The sequence below is a fragment of the Hahella sp. HNIBRBA332 genome, assembly GCF_030719035.1.
In the GTDB taxonomy this organism is placed as follows: domain Bacteria; phylum Pseudomonadota; class Gammaproteobacteria; order Pseudomonadales; family Oleiphilaceae; genus Hahella.
Genome location: NZ_CP132203.1, coordinates 1,634,988 through 1,653,581, shown reverse-complemented (window position 1 = coordinate 1,653,581; position 18,594 = coordinate 1,634,988). Strand labels below are relative to the sequence as shown.

Genomic DNA, 18,594 nt, shown 5'->3' with positions numbered 1-18,594 from the left:
GATGAACGGAAATTTCAGCCACAGGCGCTTAGGAGCGGAGAATGAAAGGGAGTAAGAATAACATAGCGAAACGAAAAGTTTAGACGTTTTTTATCCTTTGCCGACAGAGGGTTGCGCCCTGTTATTAACAGGGCGAATGAGGCCGCCGGCAGGGCCTCAAGGCAGGCTCAGCCCCTGTCCTGTTCGCACTCCTGGGAGCTCACGCCGCCGCCGACTATGGCCGCGCCTGCGGCGCCCGCCATGCCTTTAACGATGTTCCATTCCGCCTTGATGAGGTTGAGAACGCGCTCCCATTGCTCTTCAGTCTCCGGTTCGGAGATATGGGCCAGCCGTTGCAAGCTCTCGTAATGCCGCAAGGCGGCCTCGGCGGTGGCGCTGAGAGAAAAACTCTCCGCCGTCAGCCGCGCGCATTCCTGCATACGCCGGCGCTCAACCCGGCTCTGCGCGCCGAAGTGTTGCAACGCGCCAATAAATTCGACGATGGAGGGCTCTTTGATCAGATAGCCGTTTTCCTGGTCTATCACCACTTCTCGCACCCCGGCGCCGTCCAGAGCGGCCACCGGAACTCCCGCCGCCATCGCTTCAGTGAGCACCATGCCCTGGGTTTCACTTTGCGAGCTGAACGCAAACACATCCATGGCGTGATAGGCGTCAGCCAGGTGAGGGAGTTGTAACTGGCCAGCGAAATGCAATCGATCGGCGAGACCATAGCGATGGAACACATCGCGCATCTCGGCTTCCGAGGGCCCTTCTCCCACGACCAGAAAGTGCGCATAGCGGTTGAGCAACATAAAGGCCGCCACCGCTTCCGCCAGGAACTTCAGATTCTTCTCGGGCGCCAGCCGTCCCACATGACCAATGACATACGCCTCCTGAGAAATGCCCACGGAGTGACGAAACAGGCCGCCCTCGCCTCGCTGAAAATCCTGCAATTTCACGCCGGTGGGAACGACGCTGATGGGCATGCGCACGCCGCGCTCCCGGATCAGTCTGGCGACGCTGTCGCTGGGTGCGAACACACGGTCAGTCATATTGGCGTAGATGGTGGCCAACTCGACCACAAAGCGTTTGAACAGCGGCCTGTCCGCGGGCACATAATGGGTGTACTCCTCATACAGCGTGTGATGAGTGAACACCAGCGGCGTCTCCCGATACCGGGCGACTCGTAGCGCGGTCATCCCCAGCAGATAGGGATGGTGCGAATGCACGATATCCGGTTGAAAGGCGTCCAGGGCTTCCCCCAGCAGACCGGGAACAGGCAGCACCATCGAAAAGTCACTGCCATTGAAGTTCTGAATGGCGGGAACTCTGATGACGCCCTCTTCCTCCTGCGGCTGATTGGGAAACTCCGGCGCGATCACCAACACCTTATGACCGCGTCGCCGATATTCCCGCGTAAAGCTCTCCACCGACCGGGCCACGCCGCCCACATGAGGCAGATACGTGTTGGTGACCATGACGATATTCATCGAGAATCCTCCAGATTGATATCAACGAAATTACGTTCCTGGGGCGCTTCCATTGGAGCGACGCCCGGAAGTCTCACTTCCATCGCCGGCGCTGCGTCAAACCACTCCGCTTCCCAACTGACTCGCACCATGCCCCCGCCGCCGACGCTGGCGCCGACGCCCTCGCCGATCAGCTTGACGCTGATCGTACCAAAACGGGTCGGCGTGGGCCCGAAGGTGACAGTCTGATCATCCTCCAGCCAGCGCCGGGGCACGCCGGACACTAAAATCAGCTTGCCCTCTTCTTCCCGCACGAAACAATTGCGTAGTAATAAAATCCATTCCACCGCCGCCCAGGCGTGTTGCCCATCGCCCATACAACCTCCGCCAGTGGCCGGGTGCACCGCCTCCGGCCACTGGCCGGTAGGCGAAGCCAAATCCGCCGCCGCCTGCATCAACGCCTCGTAGCGGGGATCTCCGGCGCGCAGCAACACCTGCGCCACATGCAAGGTCAGGTAGATATTCACGCCGGAGTGAATCACGTCCTGAAAGAACCCGCCCTTGTAAAAACAGTTGGCGAGCAGGAACTCCACCGTATCCAGCAGACGGGGGTCGTCCGCCGCACAAACCTGTAATGGATACCCGGCGGCCACTGATCCAATAGCGCCCGCGTCCAAACGTCGATACGGCGACGCCGGCATGCCCGGTCGACCCAGTCGCTCTGAGGCGCGATGAAGACTAATGTCGACGGCCTGCTGAAAGATTTCCGCCTCACGTTCGAATTCCGCCGCCGCCAATTTGTCATAGCCGTCCATCATGCGCGCGGCGGCGCGTAAACCGGCCACGCCCCAAAAGTCGTCCCAGTAATAATAGTCATTGGGACCCAAATGTTCCGCGCTGAATCCAGCCGGTAATAGCCCTGCATGAGGCGCGCCGTCGTTGGGCTCGCGTTTGCGCAGAATCCAGCGCGCGCCGGAGCGGGCGGCGTCGCGCCAGGCGTTCTTCGGTCTGGTTCCGGTCAGCTCGCAGAAGCGTTGCATGATCCAGATCGCCTCGCCATTGGAGTCCCACTCTCCCGCCTGGGAATGAAAGTAGCCGTTAAGGTCCTGCAGTTTGGGGAAACGATCCAATGCCCGTTCCGCCCGCTGGGTCAGCCCCAGGCACAACAGACCATGAATGATGAACGCCGCATCCCGGAACCAGAAACGTTTGTAGGTATAGGGGCCGGCGTATACTTCCCCGGGAGACAACAGAGTCAGGGTGCGCACTGCGGCGTCATAGAGAAATTGAACCTGTTCATCAGTAGTTTGCAGCTGGCAGCATTCGCTCAGACATGCCCGCCAGTCGCCCGGTTTCTCATCTCCCGATTCCGGCAGCGGAATCCGCGCCTGCACCTTGCGGGCGCCGCCTGCGGGGATCGCGAACATGGCGGCGGCGGTGACCATGCCGATGTCGCATTCTCCGGACTCCTGGTCCTTGGCGTCACGCAAATGAATATAAACATCCCCTTGCCGATAGTCGGAGACGTGATGGCGATCAACGGGATCGCTGAACGCCACTTGGCGCTCATTGTCCACCGCCCAGCCGTTGCGCTGCGGGTTCAATGTCACTTCATGAATAAAGCGCACGCCTTCCGGGTTATACGGACGCAGCGCCAACACCAGCCAGGCGTCGCGTCCCGCATGCCCGGTCATGTCCAACAGACACACCGGCGCGCCGTCGCGCATGACCACTTGCGCTTCAACGCGCAAGCGCATGTCCAGTTCGTCTGTTTCCGTGACGACGCTCAAAGCCTCCGTATGCAATGCCTGCCGGGTCTCCGTCGAGCGGGAGGGAACCAAAATGTCGCCGTCGGCGGTAACGATCCAGGCGTCCAGCGACCAGCCGTCCCACAGCGGCGTCAACAGTCCGCGAGGATCGACCAGCGGCGTCTCCTGCAAGTCCGGCAATCCCACGGCGGTCCAGTTGCGATGGGTCAGGTTAACGTGAGTGAGACTGAAAGCGCGGGGTACGAAAGACGGGTCAGCCGGATCAAACTGACGGGTGATCCAATATGGCCAGACCCAGTCCAGGTTGTGCTGAATAACCCGGCTGTTAATGAATCCCCGGGCGTGAAAAACCGCGCCCGCCCGCAACAGTTCAATAGGCTCCGTCACTTCCGAAGGCTGGGAAAACCGGTGTAAATGCGACAGCACCGCCACCGGGTCCAGAAACCCGTGTGCGCGGGCGAAGCGGCTAATGATGTAGCGCCAGGGCAACCATTTCATCCACGGCATTGTTCTTCTCCTCCATTCACGGGCGACCCCGCCGTTGCGCCCGGGACCTTCGGCGCGTCCCGCTGCTCCAGCTCATAGGTCGCCAGAATCCGTTTGGCCATGCGATTCAAATAGACGAGAAACACCGCTAACGCTGCGAAACCGCCTAGATATATCGCCCACTGCCAGGGACTGCGCTGCGCGGCGCCCACGGAGACACTGAGCGCGTCCGCCGCAAGCGAACCGACATACACGTTATGCACGGAGTACGGGATGATTCCGATGGTGTTGCCGATGGCGAAGTCCTTGAGAGAGAAGCGACTGAGGCCGAACAGATAATTGGACACTTTGAAAGGAAAGAGAGGCACAAGCCGAGTCAACATCACCAATTTCCAGCCTTGGTGACTGACTTCCGCATCGACCAATCTGATTTTGGCGTGAGAGCGCACATAGGCTGTCGCCTTCTCACCGAAGCCGCGCCGGGCGATGACAAAGGCCGCGATGGAACCCAACGCCGTACCGACGATCACGTATATGGCGCCGGCGACGACCCCGAAGACGAATCCCGCGCCGGTGGTGAAAAATACACCAGGAGCCAACAACACCACCGCAGCGGCCATTAGCGCGACGAAAATCGCTCCCGCCGCCGGTCCCTGTTGATCCATCCACTCCAATAGATGGACGATATCGCGGTGTACGTCGAATGCGTACAGCAACGCTACGATCACGGTGACCCCGACAATTCCCAGAATCATCGAGGTCTTTAAAGACAATCCGCGCGTCATTGCGGTCCCAGTCACATCAGATTGGGTTTGACGCGTCGATCCACAGCAGGCGTCCACACGCCCGACATCCTGCAGTTTGGTTGCTTTGTACGGTTATCGTCGGATACCGCGCCATTGCAATCCTCCCTTTTCCATATAGCGTCGCGTCGGTTTTTTATCGCCCGAAAACCTCATCGGCGATAAAGACGAAGAGCCAAATCTGCTCCTCACGAACACGCGACACCCTTTGCATGTTGAACCGGCGACCAGCGCCGGTCATTTATTGACCATACTTATTTTAGCCGTCAGTCACAAGGGCGGAGATCATCGCCACGCCGTGTATTAACCTTTGGCCATCTCGCCGTAAGCTCAGTCCGCAAGCGCTTCAACGCAGACTTCATCGACACCGCCGCCATAAATCAACGCCTCCCATTGCTCAGGATGTTCATGCATGATCAGCGTCCGCAAGCGTCCCACGGAAAGGCGGTCAATAGGCTTGCCATCAGTGCTGCTGCGCCCCCTTACCCGCAAGTCCTGCAAGGGATACACCGATAACTCCACGGGAAACTCCATATCCAGATAGACATGGGTGAACTCCATAAAACGACCCTCTTTGCGTATGCAAACGCTCTTGGTTTCATACGGCCACGCCAATTCATCGAGATAGCGAAACAGCGTCTCCGGCATATCGACGAACACGTGCAGATCAATATCGCTGCTGGCGCGTATGCGGCCGGTGCTGACCGAGCCAATCAGTCGCGGATTGAACAGCGTCAGTTGCTCCATCACATCCATCGCCAGGATCCGCATGCTGAATAGCCTCTGCGCTACCGCGTCAGGCTCTTCAAAACGCGCCATGCGGTATATTTCCTCGGAGATTTCCCCATTGGAGGGCAAGTGCAGCGTATAGCCGCCCACCAACCGTTTCGCCGCCTTACGCTTGGCGTCCAGATACTGATCCACGCCTTCTTCATACATCAGGCGCGCCGCCTCAATCACCAACAGGCGGCGAATGCGGTTATTACGTTTATTTTTCATAAATGGACCGGCGCGGATCTGCGCCGTGAAAATCAAATTGATATCTTAATTAGCTGGCGCATCACTGCGCCTGCGCGGCCTTAAGACGCTGAATCAGAATGCTGCGCGCCAGCGGCGACCAATGCATCCAGCGTCAATTGCAGCGCCAGCTCCGGGTTGCGTACTTTAGCGGTAAGCGAGCGTCCGCCCAGATCCCAGCGCCGCAGGCAGATCAAGTCCTGCAGACGCGTAGAGCCGCTCAGGCGTCGACGCGTGCGCTGCGGCGCCAGCAACAGATCCAGATGATGAGCGATCAACCACTCCACCCGGCTGGACAGCACGCCCCGCACCATGGCGGCGCCGACCGCGCAGTGATCCTGCTGATCGACGCTTTTGCCTATGTCATGAAAGAGCGCAGCGGCCCAAAGCTCCGGGTCCCGGGTTTCGGCGTAGGCCAGTTCGAACACTTGTAATGAGTGATAGAGCGCATCTTCTTCAGGGTGATAACGCAATGGTTGACGCACGCCGTCCAGATCCCATAACAGACCTGACAGATATTCTTTAGTCGCTGGATGCGCTGCGATGACCGCAGCTTGATGCAAGGTGACTTCGGAAGAAGTCGTTGAGGAGGAAGAAAAGAAAGAGGTCGAAAAATCGAAATCGTCTTTGGTGTTTCCCAATATTTTTCCGGTTGAACCGGCTGTCCGATACTTGATTTTTAGCGGAGCGAACCGCACTGAGTTGTTATCCGCCATCCATCGGCGTTGTGCGCCGACGCGCCATTATAGCGGAATATGGCGACAGGTGAACCCGGGATGTCTTGTTTACTGCTTTTCGCCGTTTCAGGCGATTCTCCAAAGTATGGGTTACACTCAAGCAGTGTGTGGCGGTAATTGCGGCGGAATGCCGCACCAGCGATTGCTTACTAAAACCGTTAACCAGAGGAGTTTTTATGACTACATGGGTACTAGCGGCGGACACCACCCACGCCAGACTGTTTTCCTGCGACACCCCGAAAGGCGCGTTACAGGAACTGGAAACCCTCACCCACCCTATCAACCGACTGATGGAACAGGAAATCGTCTCAGACCGCAACGGCGGAATGATGAACGGCTCAGGCAACCACTCCTACGGCGAAGCGGATCGTAAAAAGCATGAAGAAGTAGAGAGATTCGCCAAGCGCGTCAATGAGCGCCTGAACGAAGGGCTCAACAAAAAGCAGTATGACAAGTTGTACATTCTCTCCGAACCCACCTTTCTGGGCGTGTTAAGACGTCAGATGAACGCCAACGTGCGTCATTGCGTGGCGGCGGAGGTCGATAAAAATCTCACCGTGCACCCGATCAAGGACATCCGGGGACATCTGCCGGACTATTTATAACGTCACCGCGCGAGCAGTAACACCGTTGAGCGAGCGCCAGGCGACTAATGAGTCGCCTGGGAACTGCTGCGGCGCGCCAGCGGCATATTCAGATGATGCGCCACGAACATATCATGAGCGCGGGTGTCCGATAGACAACTCATACACTGCATCACGCTGGAATTAGTGGTCGGTTCGCTGAAGCGCGCCAAGTATTCACAGGCGGTGTTGAGCACCGTGTTGGACTCCACTTCATCGCCCATATGATGAAACACATTGGACAGATAAATACCGGACAGGGTCAGCAATGTAATCGCCGTCTTGCGCTCTTCGCCTTGTCGCGACAACAGCAGCCGGGCCAGATCGAAAGAACTGCCGATATAGGGCAAGGCCCGGTTCCATTGTGAGTTTTGATAATAGCAGCCGGACAAATGCATCCAGTGCATCCAGTTATTCACCAGCTCCTCTTCAGGTTGCAGCGAATACCATTCTTCATGTGTGGGACATAGAAAACGCATGGGTATGAAAGCCTCCGTCTTTTTGCAAAATCCTAAATGATAATTATTATCATTTGCAACAATAATTGACGCAGTTCTGATTCCTGTCAAATCGTCCATTTTCACGCCCCCTAAAACCGACCATTTGGCCGAAGCGCAGACTATCCCGTCGAACTAGAATAATCTCCTCGCATTGATCTCCCCGTCTCCTGGCGCAGGCTTTGCGGTATATGGAACTCACAACCGGATTTATATAGACACGGCAATCACTATGACCAAAACCAAAGCGTTTCTGCTAAGCCTCCCCCTGGCCTTCTCCGTCGTTCAGGCGCATGCTCACCCCAATCACGACAGGCTGCAGGCAATCCCTGAGGAAACCGCTCAGGATCGCGGAGATTTCGTCATGAAGAAGATGGTCGGCGCCAAACGTCTGGACGCAAGCTGGACCCATGCGGAAAGAGTCGAGACTCTGTACATGGACAAGGGAGAAGAGCATTTCTGGCGGGTGAGCTATGAAAACTCCAGCGCCGCCGACGCGGTCAAGCAGACGTTTTTCATCTTCCTTGACGATAACGGTAATTACGTCACGTCTAACTACACAGGTCAGCCCTAACTTCCAGTTTTCCACGGGGCGAATGCGAGCCCCTTCCCTCTGAATAAACCGTCAGTGCGCTGATAAAAAAAGCCCCGGCGCAGACTGCAACCGGGGCTTGAAATCAGGAATCGGAATTCCCTTAATCGGTTACTTCACCAACTCCCAGGCGTCGCTCCAATAAGCGCCCACGCCAGGTTCGTAGTGGTTGGCGTTCTTGCTGTACACAGTGCACCAACCGCTGTATGGGAATGGCTTACAACGGTAGATATTGCCGTCTTTGGCCAGGACAGTCGTTCCCGCTTTGTAGGCGCTCAGGCCTTCCGGGAAGACGTAATCGTAATCACCGTCCGGAGGCGTATCGCCGCCATCTTCCTTCAGCAGGAAGCCCTGGGTTTTCTGCACCACTTTGCCGTCTTCGCTCTCCCCTTTGACCACCAGGGAGTAGGCGCCAGGCTCGGCTTTGTCGATGTCGATGCGGAAGTTGTGAGATGCGTTATCCACCTTAGCCTCACCGAAGCCGGCTGCGGAACCGTCTGGCGCATACACATAGCTGCTTACGTTCATCGCCGCGTTGGTGGACACGGTGAAGTCGATGGTCGCCATGCCATTCTCGATCATGTACTCGCCCTGCAATCCGCTTAGTTCAACAGCTGGATCAACAGGGCCATCATCGCCTTTGACGATTTCAATCTCGACGCGATCAACCTCGCAATCCGCTTTGCTGAATATGTCATTGCGACCATAGGCCGGAACGATGTCGCCTCTGGCGTTCATCTTACCGGCGCGCAGCACGTCAGACTCTTTGTTGATGGCGCTGGCCAACAGGAATGGCCATTTATCTTTCTTGCCGTCATCCACGGAGTTGATATTCAGCACGGTTTGCAGTCCGGGATTCTCGCCGTCGCCATCGAAGACGCGGGTTTTCACTTGATCGCCGACCTGCAAATCGATGGACGGGTTGATGTCGCCGATGTCGCGCCACTCTTGCGGCTCGGACGGATCGCCGCCGCCACCGCCGAAGTCAACGTCGACTACCTGATAGAAACTGTTGACGGTATCCCCTACATCCCAAACGCCCAGGATGACCTGATAGCCGCTACGGCTGGGCACGTTACATTCATGAGACAATTCCGTGGGCGGACGCTGGTTGGCGCCGTCGTAGCTACAGAACGGCTGCGCTTCAAATGAACTGCGGGTCAGCGGCGCATTGGGATTCCAGCCCTCTTTGGTGATGTAGTAACGCCAGTCACGGGTAGCGTGATTGGCGGTGAAGCGCCACATAAAGGTATTGGAGCCAGCCTGGATCGGCGTTTTCTTCCAGCGGTTGACGGACTGCTCATCCAACTCGGAAAAGTGAGACACCCCTGCGCTGGCGATTTTACCGTCGGCAGGGCCGCCTTCCGGATAGCGGTCGGGGCCTTCTACACTCTGCGGCTCCCACTGAATAGCGCCGCAATTAAGGTTTTCCCCCAGTTTACATTGGTAGGAACGGGACGCCGGCTTGGAGATGTAGCCGTGCGCGAGAACGTTTTGGGCGATGAAAGGTAAAGTTACCAGACACCCGATGACGAGTTTCTTGGTATGTGCTCGGTTCATATTAGAGCTCCCCTTATTATCAATTGGTATAGTCCTTTCTTCAAGGAAGAGCAGGGATTTTATTACGCGTATATTTTGCGCAATATCGGCTATTTACCTCATATTTGTAAGCCTCTAAAACTAAAGGACTAATAAAATCGCATTATGCTATTGGCATGCTTTTGGTATGCATTCAACTTATAAAACGACTGTTACTGGTATTTAATTTTGGCGTTACCCGGCGTCGAGCCCAAGCGTTAGCGCCTCCCGCGCGCCAAGCTTTGTTTGGGCGATTCTGTTTCCCATATACGGGACAATAAACCCCTGTTTTCACGTTGCTTTCGACATATCGAGCCGGTAATTTTTAAACCAATCTGACGTCAAACAGAATGTTGAGCCACTTCCGGAAACGACGCCTTCGTCGCCCGGGCATGGACGGCATAAACACCCGGTTAACCAGTGTTTCCTTAACCTGAAATTAAAATACGAGGAGTATTTATGTTCGATAAAGTGAAACGCCAGGCAGGCATGAGTTTCATGCTGTTGGCCGGGTTGAGCGCGGGCGCGGCTGATGTTTACGCAGACTCCGATTTCTACGGGGAGCGTCATCGCCCTCATCGCTACTTTGAAGCGGAGTTCGGCTTCACCACCGACCAGACCTGCGTGCGCAGTTTGCCGCAAGCGCCGGGGACCGTCTCCATAGATCCAGATACCCGTCAGTTGCTGGTGGATGCGCAAATCGTCGATATGAGCGGTTACGGAGTCATGACCTTCAGTCGCGACGGCACCATGACCCTGGAGCAGGCTGCAGCGGGCGAACTGAACAAGTCCAACCTCGCCAGTGGCGATTTTCCGATTCAAACTGGTTTTAGCCCCTACTGCGAAGGCACTTATGAACTGAAAAAAGATAACCAGATTGCTGTCGCCTTCAACTGCGTCATTGATGTACCCGCGCAAAGCGCCACCATTCATGCCGGACCTGTCTATGCTGACGGCTACCTAACCAGAGGCGGCCGTGGCATGACGCTGAACCTGCAACAAAATATCCAGACGCTTACAGTTGACCTGCCGGGAACCTCCATCGAGTTCCAGCGCATGTGCCTGCAACGTTTCGCTTTGGAAAAAATTAAGTAGCAGTGGATTAACGAATAGAAATGAGCCGGTAATTCATTTCCTGCTCAAAAAACGACATAGTCCATGTCCCGACAGAGGCGTATGATCGAACTGTAGTTCGGGAAATGAGCGGTCAGGACAACAACGCAGCCCCACCGGATAGTCACTCTCCTCGACGACAAGAGGCGCGTGACGATTCGGCGGGGCGTCATAGCAAACAAGGAGACTGTCATGGACACAGGACCAAAAACGCGGGTGCTGGTCACCGGCGCGACTGGCTTTTTGGGAAGCAACGTTATCAAGGCGCTGATGGCTCGCCCGGATGTTGAGCCCATCGCAGCCTGTCGCACCCCATCGAAACTGATTCCCCAATTCAAAGGCGAGATACGCAGCGGCGATCTGATGGATGCAGCTTACCGCAAAGCCGTGGTGCAGGACGTCGATGTGGTCTGTCATACCGGCACCTGGGGGGCCTTCTGGGGACACGCCGCATTGGAGCGCACCCACTTTTTCGAACCTGCAGTGGATATCATTGACCAGTGCATCAACGCTGGCGTGAAGCGATTTCTGCTCGCCAGCACCGTGGCCATCGCAGGAATCCGCAAGGACGGCAAACCACAGGACGATTTTTCCGAACCCCGCTACACCGGCTACTGGCCGCACGTCGACAAACTGATCGACGTGGATAATTACATGCGCGAGAACAGCCAGCGCGGCACGCAGATGGTCAATATGCGCCTGGGCCATTTCGTCGGCAAGGGCAACCACCTCGGCATGGTGCCGGCGCTGGTGCCGCGTCTGCGCACGTACATGGTGCCCTGGTTGTCCGGCGGGCGCAGTCGTATGGCGCTGGTGGCGGATACGGATCTCGGCGAATCTTTCGCCCTGGCTTCCGTGGCGCAGGGGTTGGACAACTATGAGTCTTTCAATATCTGCGGCAAGGACTTCCCCACTACCCGGGAAGTGTTTGAGTTCATCTGCAAGGAAACCAATTCACCCAAGCCGATTTATAGCGTGCCGTATTTCGCAGGCTACGCTTTTGGCTGGTTGATGGAGACGCTGCTGCCCATTCTGCCGGGCTCTTCCCCTTTCCTCACTCGTTCTCTGGTGCACGTGGCGGAAGACTGGCTGTGTCCCACCGACTACGCCCACAAAAAAATCGGCTATACGCCGCAAAAAGACTGGCGCGTCGCAGTGAGCGAAGCGCTCGCGGAACTCAAGGAACAAGGCTACCCCTGGCCGCATCTGTCCCAGGCCGCCTGATTCCACAGCATGTCGGACAATAAGGAACCCACCGCCGTGAAACCAGGATTAATATACAAAATCAAAGCAGGCGATCTCGTCGCCCCCAAAACCCTGACCACCATCAAAGGTCAGCCAACGCAGTGGCCGGACCCGGAACGGCTGGTCCATTTGCAGTTCCGCCGCTTCGCCGGCTGCCCCTTCTGCAATATGCATATGCGCGCCATGACGTTGAGGCATGCGGAGTTAGTCGCCGCCGGGATACGGGAGATTGTCGTCTTCCATTCCAGTGAAGCGTCCATGCAGCCATTTCAGGGAGACGCGCCTTTTGATGTGATCTCCGATCCGCGCAAAAAACTTTATCAGGAATTTGGCGTAGGGAGATCCCTGCGCGCCCTGATCGATCCCCGGGCAATCTCCGCCGCTATCAAAGGCGGCGCGCGCAAGATGAAAACCGCCAATCCGGATAAAGGCGAAAGCCCATTGGGATTGCCGGCGGACTTCCTGATCGCGCCGGATGGCGCCGTGGTCGCCTGTAAATACGGCGTCCATGCTTACGACCAGTGGTCCGTAGACGATGTATTGGAGATGGCCCGCCATTTCTATGCCAGCGCATCGGCGCAGTTGGAGTCAACAGCCTCCCCTGCGCCTAAGAATGCAGCCGCCCATTAATACGGCGGTTGAATTAGTGTCGTTGCAGACAATTAAAAGATCGCTATTGGTCTGCAGGAAATAAGGAAGGAAAAACTATGCGCACACCAACATGGAAGCAAGCCAGACTCTTTACGCACCTCGTCGCGGCAGGCTGTCTGGCGGCGCTCGGCGTCACGACAGCCATGGCGGCGGATACATCCACAGGCTCGATCGAAGTGCAGTTGCAACATCTGCAGAATAACGAGGGCGGCTTGATGGTGCATTTATATACCACCGCCGACGGCTTTCCCGATACTCCCGCCAAGGCGTCCATCAAGTTGTATGTGAAACCTACGGACACCAGCGCTCACGCCACATTCGCCAATGTGCCTTACGGCGTCTATGCGGTGGCGGTGTGTCACGACGCCAACAGCAATGACGACTGCGACGCCAATTTTCTGGGCATCCCCAAGGAAGGTGTTGGCGTCTCTAACAACGCCAAAGGGTTTATGGGACCACCCAGTTTCGACAAGAGCAAGTTCACCTTGCAGGAGCCGTCCAAGCTAGTGTCCATCGACCTGGATTATTGACGTCGGGCTGTCTTAGCGTTGCACTTATTTCCTCTTGCCCAAGCCCGGCAGTTCAGCGCCGGGCTGACTCCCCCCACCGTCGTCCTCTAAGCGAATGATGGCCTCCAGCGCGCATTAAACTTTCCTAATAATCCGCTTATTACGCCGTCTTTCTTCTGTTCTGCAACGGGCCTAGTCTGATTGGCGTCTGGCGAAATTACGTTAACGGGCCAAACTATAAGTATCGTAGCGGCTTCTCACGCGGCGCCCGGCGACCTCCAGCGTTGTCTAGTCGCAAAGAAGACCCAGGCGATTAACGCCATTGGCGCTTATGCCCCTGTATTTAAAATGAATTATTGATGAATACCCTAATATTAATTCGCGAGAAAATGTTGCAGGCTGTGAGCTTTCACCCAGATCAACATCAGCGTTAAAACAGAGAGGATAAAGAGCCGCAAAATGCTGGAAAGTTTCAAAAGTCTGATCGATATTGCGTCCACACGAGGAGTCCCCGCCACGGTAACGCTGTTGATTGCGTTAGCGTTGTTGCGATGGCTGGTTCACCGTCAGATCAAGCGCAATAATTCACTGTCGGAAGACTTCAAGCTGCGCTGGTCCAACATCCTCAAGAACTCAACCTATCTGATTCTGATCATCGGCCTGATCCTGATCTGGGCGCCGCAGATTCAGACCTTCGCTCTGTCGCTGACCGCCTTCGCCGTGGCCATTGTGATCGCCACCAAGGAGCTGATCCTATGCGTCAGCGGCACGCTGCTGCGGGCGGGCAACCGTCAGTTCGCCGTGGGGGATATTATCGAAGCCGGCGATTATCTCGGCTACGTGGTGGACCAGAACCTGATCACCACCACGCTGAAAGAGCTGAACCGGGACTTTTACTCCAGTACGGGTAAAACGGTAGTCATTCCGAACAGTCTGTATCTGAGTTCGGCGATCAAGAATCACTCGGTGCTGCGTCCCTATGTGATTCATAGTTTCTGCATCACCACAGAGCCGGATTTCCAGCGCTCCTACGAGTACTCATTGAGAATGAAGGAAGCGCTGGACAAATACTGGAGCGAGTTCCAGAAAGAAAACAAGGATTTCATTCCTTTAATCCGCAGTCGGCGCTTGATCTTGCAGGACGTGATCCCAAAATTCCGCTTCACCACGACGGACGTGGCCAAGCACAAATTCGTGGTAACGCTCCCTTGCCGCGCCGACGCCCGGCTGCAGCAGGAGCAGATGATCAATATGCTTTTGTTTGCGCCGCCGGTAGAGGCCAATGAAGAAACGAGCGCGGAAACATCTCAGACAGAAGCGCTGCCGACTCCAGATCAAAATGCGCCAGAGCCGCTTCCTGACGCAGCGCTGGTGCGCACCACCATCTAGCCGGCTTCCGCCCTAGACTTCCATCGCCGCCCCCAGATTGCTGTCCCGGGGCGGCGCGCCAAACAAGCGCTTAAACTCCCTGCTGAACTGCGACGGGCTCACATAGCCCACTTTCATCGCCGCCGTGCTGGCGTTGATGCCGCCTCTCGCCAACAAATTGCGAGCCTGATGCAGGCGAATGCTCTTCAGGTACTGCAATGGCGAACAGTCCGTCACCGCCTTGAAGTTATGGTGCAAGGTGGAGGGGCTCATATTGGCCGCCCGCGCCATCGTATCAATGTCCAAAGGTTGATCGTACTGCTGATGGATCATGTTCAGCACCTTGGCGATCTGGGCCACGCGACTGTTGTGATTGGCCGCCGCCCGCAGCGTCTCGCCACGATCACCGCATAACACCCGATAATAGATCTCACGCAGAATCTGCGGCCCCAGAATCCTGGCTTCCGCCGGGTCAGAGAGCACCTTCACCAGACGGATGCAGGCTTCAATCAAGGTATCGTTGAGGGGCGTCGAGTAGATACTTTTGGGAATGTCGCCGGAGGTTCGGGAGGGCGGTTCGCCCATATCGATCAACAGATCATTCAAAGCAAGAGTATCCACCAGTATGCGCAAACCGAGCAAAGGCGATTCAGGGGATGCGTCGTAGATTTCGCACTCAAACGGTAGCGGCACGGACAGCACCAGATAGTTATAGGCGTCGTAAGTATAGGTCTGCTCACCTACGTATCCGCGCTTGCCGCCCTGCCCGACGATGACGATCGCCGGTTCGTACACCACCGGCTGCCGCGGTGAGGGTTTGACGACTCTGAATGTCGTGACTTCCGGCAGCGGTGTATGGTTCACGCCTACCTGCTTCGCATGCTGCCCCAAAAGGTCAACGAACAGGCTTTTGTTGTGCGCGTCCAGACACGCTTCGATGCTGGGTTTCGACTCACGGTTGTAAATGATTTTATCGTTCATCGCCATCTCTCCCATGTCATCCTCCGGGATGCGCCATCGTTGAATTCGGTATGCAAATTCTATCAGGCCCAAAGGGCCTGCGCTCCTGTTGATCACAGCATACGACAGAATCAGGCAAGGACGCCGTAGAATCGTGCATTCAGTTCACGCCTTCCTTCTCCTAGCATGAATATACGTCGTCCGCTATACGGAGCCTTTAGCGACGACGCTCCATCCATGAGTGAACGACCGCACAGGGAGACAGATATGAACGATTCATCACGATTAGGCAAGGTCCAGTTAGGCTCAAGCAACCTGTTTGTTTCCCGCCTGGGATTGGGTTGTATGGGACTGAACGCCTTTTACCGCCCGTTTGATGGCTCCAAGGAGCATGACGAAAAGGACTCCGAAAGCTTTCTGCGACAGGCGCTGGAGATGGGCATGAACTTCTTCGACACCTCAGACTTCTACGCCGCGGGTCGCAACGAATCACTAGTGGGCCGCGCACTGAAGCCCGTGCGCGAACAGGCCGTCATCGCCACCAAGTTCGGCATCACCTGGGATGAAGCCACTCAGACTCGCGGCATTAACGGACGCCCTGAGTATGTGCGCCAATGCTGCGAAGACAGCCTACTCAGATTGGACGTAGATGTTATCGATCTCTACTACTATCACCGCATCGACCCGGAAACGCCTCTGGAATGCACCCTTGGCGCCATGGCGGAACTCGTCAAAGAAGGTAAAGTGCGTCATTTGGGCATCAGTGAAGCGACCGGCGAGCAAATCCGCCGCGCTCACGCCGTACATCCTCTCGCCGCGGTACAAAACGAGTACTCGCTGTGGAGCCGCGAACCGGAAGCGGACGCCCTGCCCGCCTGCCGGGAATTAGGCGTGGCGTTAGTGCCTTACAGTCCTCTTGGACGAGGCTTTCTGACCGGGAAAATCGCGACAGGCAAAGCGCTGAGCGAAGAAGACTGGCGCCGCAACAACCCCCGCTTCAGCGACGAGGCCATTGAGGCCAACAAAAAGTTTGTGGATGTATTGGCCGCCATCGCCCAGCGTCATAACGCCACCGCCGCGCAAATCGCACTGGCCTGGCTGCTGCGCCAGGGTGAAGACATCATCCCCATCCCCGGCAGCAGTCGTCTAAGCCGCTTACAGGAAAACCTCGCCGCCGCATCTCTGCAACTGGATGCGGAAGACGTAGACCTGATCAACGCAAAACTGCCAATGGGCTCGACGGCGGGTTCCAGGTACTAACGTTCATGTCCACGCCCGACGGTTTCGCCAAAGCAAACAGTCGGGCCTATTACTCAGCTACTATCTTCTTCCGAAATAACGCCTCTACTGATACATTTCACTGGCCTATTTTTAACGATCAATGTCAGTCAAAATACGGCTCAAGGAGCGCACATGCAGGGCTACAGAATCAGTACGAATTTGGATGAGATGGATTTGGATGTCATCCATGGTTTTATCTCCACCAGTTATTGGGCCAGCGGCATTCCCAAAGAGCTATTGGGCAAAGCCATCGCCAATTCTCTCTGCTTCGGCGTTTTTGATCCGGAAGACAAACAGGTCGGCTTCGCCCGTCTGATCACTGACAAAGCCACTTTTGCTTATCTGGCGGACGTTTTCATACTGGATGCCCACCGCGGCAAAGGCTTGAGCAAACTCCTGATGACCCAGGTCATGGACCACCCCGATCTGCAGGGATTGAGGCGCATGATGCTGGCGACGCGAGACGCCCACGGTCTCTACTCCCAGTTTGGTTTCACCCAAGTGGAGAATCCAGACATCCTGATGCAGGTTTGGAAGCCAGAGATTTATCAAGGGCTTTAGGACTGAAGACTTAGCCCCACCCATTTGAGATTTTAGCGCTGACAAGATTTGTGTAGGCGCTCAGCATGTAAAAGGTGAAAAACATGAACCTGGAATACATCGACACGCCTAGCGAAGACTTCCTGTGCGACCGCTACCGCATCACTGACATCGACAGTCTGGAAGAAATACTCACTGCTTACCGCGAGTTGTCGGCCAGCCATCCCGATTACCGCTTTCTGCTGACATTAGACGACCTCGGACAAGCCTGTTACACCTCCATGCATTCAAAGCTGTCTCATGACCTGGACAATACGGATGGCTTTGATTTATCCAAACTGCCGTCAGAATGTTTCGAAGACGGCGAGCACAAAGGTTATCTGAGCCACAAAGACGAGTTTCCGATTCGCCGACGCAACATGGAAGCCAGACTCAAGGAACACCCCCTTGCCGACGTCATCGCCAAAGGCGTGAGCCTAAATGAAGACGCCCCCGAAGACATCGAAGACGTTAATGCAGACCCTCTCGCCCTCATTAACGCAGAAACTTACTTGCTGAAAGTCCCAGTCACCGCCAGCCACGAAACGATTTTCGCCTTCCCCAACGGCTACTTCACCAGCGACCTGAACCCATTCGAAAACGCCATCCTCGCCAAACACCTGGACGACCATTTCGGATACCAACTAGTCGGACTCGGCGCATCCTACCTCGCATTCCTGAAAACCAAACCCCTCGACGACAACGCCATACAAAAACTGATCGACGTCCTGGATCAAATCTATCGCGATGAGTTTGATGAAGACATGAAGGAAATGCTTCGTGGTTTTATTGTTGATAATCCGGTTTTGGTTTTGAAATATACGGAATAGATATTTCTTTAATCTCGGCGCCCATACTCCCTATGAACACAAGCGACCCGAGTTCAGTCATGCGAAAACTTAAGGAAACCCAAAAGTCTCCATCTATATGCTCGCATAGCCGAGGTTTTCGAAGGAGCGGAGTATCAGATTTATCTCAATGATTAAAAGCGTTCATAAGCGGGAGGAACACCAAAACCGAACTGGGCTCGCTTGGCTTATCGCGTGATGTCCGTGCATTCGGCGGACATTGAGTAAAGATCATCACGCTCAAAACCAGCATTCCAATCAAAGTGGAAGCTCCGTGTCACCATATCAAGCATGTGTTTGGTTATAAAACAAATTCCGCTATCAAGGCAGCGGATGAAGGCCAGAAAAGAACTATCGCAATGGCAAATGGAAGCCCCCCCTGTGAGATAGGGGCGAGCTATCTAAAAGCCCCATACATATTTGATCAAGCTCCCAATGTAGAAAGATATTACGATAACTATAGATTATTCATGGTTTCTTTAGGCTGCAC

Annotated in this window: 18 protein-coding genes; 10 read left to right on the top strand and 8 right to left on the bottom strand. The window is 55.6% G+C overall.

Annotation, left to right across the window (positions count from 1 at the left end):
- Positions 1 to 167 precede the first annotated feature (167 nt).
- The 5 genes from O5O45_RS07790 to O5O45_RS07770 form a co-directional block, all read right to left on the bottom strand.
- Complete coding sequence (locus tag O5O45_RS07790) at positions 168 to 1,469, bottom strand: glycosyltransferase (protein WP_305904654.1); 1,302 nt, start codon at positions 1,467 to 1,469, stop codon at positions 168 to 170.
- On the bottom strand, positions 1,466 to 3,724 hold the full coding sequence (locus O5O45_RS07785; protein ID WP_305904653.1) for a hypothetical protein: 2,259 nt from the start codon (positions 3,722 to 3,724) through the stop codon (positions 1,466 to 1,468). Before O5O45_RS07785 ends, O5O45_RS07790 begins: the two co-directional genes overlap by 4 nt.
- Complete coding sequence (locus O5O45_RS07780; RefSeq protein ID WP_305904652.1) at positions 3,712 to 4,488, bottom strand: TVP38/TMEM64 family protein; 777 nt, start codon at positions 4,486 to 4,488, stop codon at positions 3,712 to 3,714. The genes O5O45_RS07785 and O5O45_RS07780 overlap by 13 nt, the downstream gene beginning before the upstream one ends.
- 348 nt (positions 4,489 to 4,836) lie before the next feature.
- Positions 4,837 to 5,505: a nucleotidyltransferase gene (locus O5O45_RS07775; protein WP_305904651.1), complete on the bottom strand. Its 669-nt coding sequence runs from the start codon at positions 5,503 to 5,505 to the stop codon at positions 4,837 to 4,839.
- Positions 5,506 to 5,585: 80 nt separating this feature from the next.
- Complete coding sequence (locus tag O5O45_RS07770) at positions 5,586 to 6,164, bottom strand: HD domain-containing protein (RefSeq protein ID WP_305904650.1); 579 nt, start codon at positions 6,162 to 6,164, stop codon at positions 5,586 to 5,588.
- A 272-nt stretch (positions 6,165 to 6,436) separates the two neighbouring features.
- Here O5O45_RS07770 and O5O45_RS07765 point away from each other — a divergent pair, with 272 nt between their 5' ends.
- Positions 6,437 to 6,865 carry a host attachment protein gene (locus O5O45_RS07765; RefSeq protein ID WP_305904649.1) on the top strand — a complete coding sequence of 143 codons (429 nt, stop codon included), beginning with the start codon at positions 6,437 to 6,439 and terminating at the stop codon, positions 6,863 to 6,865.
- 44 nt (positions 6,866 to 6,909) lie between these two features.
- Here the strand turns inward: O5O45_RS07765 and O5O45_RS07760 are convergent, their stop codons facing one another.
- Positions 6,910 to 7,362 (bottom strand): hypothetical protein, encoded by a 453-nt coding sequence (locus O5O45_RS07760; RefSeq protein WP_305904648.1) that lies wholly within the window; start codon positions 7,360 to 7,362, stop codon positions 6,910 to 6,912.
- Positions 7,363 to 7,612: 250 nt separating this feature from the next.
- Between O5O45_RS07760 and O5O45_RS07755 the strand changes: the two genes are divergently transcribed.
- Complete coding sequence (locus tag O5O45_RS07755) at positions 7,613 to 7,954, top strand: DUF6488 family protein (RefSeq protein ID WP_305904647.1); 342 nt, start codon at positions 7,613 to 7,615, stop codon at positions 7,952 to 7,954.
- A gap of 129 nt (positions 7,955 to 8,083) precedes the next feature.
- Here O5O45_RS07755 and gbpA read toward each other — a convergent pair whose 3' ends face one another.
- Positions 8,084 to 9,532 (bottom strand): N-acetylglucosamine-binding protein GbpA, encoded by a 1,449-nt coding sequence (gbpA, locus tag O5O45_RS07750; protein ID WP_305904646.1) that lies wholly within the window; start codon positions 9,530 to 9,532, stop codon positions 8,084 to 8,086.
- Between the two features lie 477 nt (positions 9,533 to 10,009).
- Between gbpA and O5O45_RS07745 the strand changes: the two genes are divergently transcribed.
- The 5 genes from O5O45_RS07745 (at position 10,010) to O5O45_RS07725 (ending at position 14,457) form a co-directional block, all read left to right on the top strand.
- The gene (locus tag O5O45_RS07745; RefSeq protein ID WP_305904645.1) at positions 10,010 to 10,645 is read left to right on the top strand and encodes a hypothetical protein; all 636 of its coding nucleotides are present in this window, start codon (positions 10,010 to 10,012) and stop codon (positions 10,643 to 10,645) included.
- A gap of 210 nt (positions 10,646 to 10,855) precedes the next feature.
- Entirely contained in the window at positions 10,856 to 11,887 is a 1,032-nt protein-coding gene (locus O5O45_RS07740) for an NAD-dependent epimerase/dehydratase family protein (RefSeq protein ID WP_305904644.1), read from the top strand.
- 36 nt (positions 11,888 to 11,923) lie between these two features.
- Entirely contained in the window at positions 11,924 to 12,538 is a 615-nt protein-coding gene (locus tag O5O45_RS07735; RefSeq protein ID WP_305904643.1) for a peroxiredoxin-like family protein, read from the top strand.
- Positions 12,539 to 12,615: 77 nt separating this feature from the next.
- A complete protein-coding gene (locus tag O5O45_RS07730) occupies positions 12,616 to 13,089 on the top strand; it encodes a DUF2141 domain-containing protein (RefSeq protein ID WP_305904642.1) in 474 nt (157 codons plus the stop codon).
- A 438-nt stretch (positions 13,090 to 13,527) separates the two neighbouring features.
- The gene (locus O5O45_RS07725; RefSeq protein WP_305904641.1) at positions 13,528 to 14,457 is read left to right on the top strand and encodes a mechanosensitive ion channel family protein; all 930 of its coding nucleotides are present in this window, start codon (positions 13,528 to 13,530) and stop codon (positions 14,455 to 14,457) included.
- Between the two features lie 12 nt (positions 14,458 to 14,469).
- On the opposite strand, the gene O5O45_RS07720 is transcribed toward O5O45_RS07725, so the two are convergent.
- Complete coding sequence (locus O5O45_RS07720; protein ID WP_305904640.1) at positions 14,470 to 15,417, bottom strand: AraC family transcriptional regulator; 948 nt, start codon at positions 15,415 to 15,417, stop codon at positions 14,470 to 14,472.
- A 246-nt stretch (positions 15,418 to 15,663) separates the two neighbouring features.
- Here O5O45_RS07720 and O5O45_RS07715 point away from each other — a divergent pair, with 246 nt between their 5' ends.
- From O5O45_RS07715 to O5O45_RS07705, 3 genes are all read left to right on the top strand, one after another.
- A complete protein-coding gene (locus tag O5O45_RS07715; protein ID WP_305904639.1) occupies positions 15,664 to 16,656 on the top strand; it encodes an aldo/keto reductase in 993 nt (330 codons plus the stop codon).
- A gap of 153 nt (positions 16,657 to 16,809) precedes the next feature.
- The gene (locus tag O5O45_RS07710) at positions 16,810 to 17,238 is read left to right on the top strand and encodes a GNAT family N-acetyltransferase (protein ID WP_305904638.1); all 429 of its coding nucleotides are present in this window, start codon (positions 16,810 to 16,812) and stop codon (positions 17,236 to 17,238) included.
- Between the two features lie 83 nt (positions 17,239 to 17,321).
- Complete coding sequence (locus tag O5O45_RS07705) at positions 17,322 to 18,086, top strand: hypothetical protein (RefSeq protein WP_305904637.1); 765 nt, start codon at positions 17,322 to 17,324, stop codon at positions 18,084 to 18,086.
- Positions 18,087 to 18,594: the final 508 nt, after the last annotated feature.

Bases quoted from the DNA above. Each gene is read 5' to 3' on its own strand.
- O5O45_RS07790 (WP_305904654.1), bottom strand. From the start codon at position 1,469: ATGAATATCGTCATGGTCACCAACACGTATCTGCCTCATGTGGGCGGC.
- O5O45_RS07785 (WP_305904653.1), bottom strand. From the start codon at position 3,724: ATGCCGTGGATGAAATGGTTGCCCTGGCGCTACATCATTAGCCGCTTC.
- O5O45_RS07780 (WP_305904652.1), bottom strand. From the start codon at position 4,488: ATGACGCGCGGATTGTCTTTAAAGACCTCGATGATTCTGGGAATTGTC.
- O5O45_RS07775 (WP_305904651.1), bottom strand. From the start codon at position 5,505: ATGAAAAATAAACGTAATAACCGCATTCGCCGCCTGTTGGTGATTGAG.
- O5O45_RS07765 (WP_305904649.1), top strand. From the start codon at position 6,437: ATGACTACATGGGTACTAGCGGCGGACACCACCCACGCCAGACTGTTT.
- O5O45_RS07760 (WP_305904648.1), bottom strand. From the start codon at position 7,362: ATGCGTTTTCTATGTCCCACACATGAAGAATGGTATTCGCTGCAACCT.
- O5O45_RS07755 (WP_305904647.1), top strand. From the start codon at position 7,613: ATGACCAAAACCAAAGCGTTTCTGCTAAGCCTCCCCCTGGCCTTCTCC.
- gbpA (WP_305904646.1), bottom strand. From the start codon at position 9,532: ATGAACCGAGCACATACCAAGAAACTCGTCATCGGGTGTCTGGTAACT.
- O5O45_RS07745 (WP_305904645.1), top strand. From the start codon at position 10,010: ATGTTCGATAAAGTGAAACGCCAGGCAGGCATGAGTTTCATGCTGTTG.
- O5O45_RS07740 (WP_305904644.1), top strand. From the start codon at position 10,856: ATGGACACAGGACCAAAAACGCGGGTGCTGGTCACCGGCGCGACTGGC.
- O5O45_RS07730 (WP_305904642.1), top strand. From the start codon at position 12,616: ATGCGCACACCAACATGGAAGCAAGCCAGACTCTTTACGCACCTCGTC.
- O5O45_RS07725 (WP_305904641.1), top strand. From the start codon at position 13,528: ATGCTGGAAAGTTTCAAAAGTCTGATCGATATTGCGTCCACACGAGGA.
- O5O45_RS07720 (WP_305904640.1), bottom strand. From the start codon at position 15,417: ATGAACGATAAAATCATTTACAACCGTGAGTCGAAACCCAGCATCGAA.
- O5O45_RS07715 (WP_305904639.1), top strand. From the start codon at position 15,664: ATGAACGATTCATCACGATTAGGCAAGGTCCAGTTAGGCTCAAGCAAC.
- O5O45_RS07710 (WP_305904638.1), top strand. From the start codon at position 16,810: ATGCAGGGCTACAGAATCAGTACGAATTTGGATGAGATGGATTTGGAT.
- O5O45_RS07705 (WP_305904637.1), top strand. From the start codon at position 17,322: ATGAACCTGGAATACATCGACACGCCTAGCGAAGACTTCCTGTGCGAC.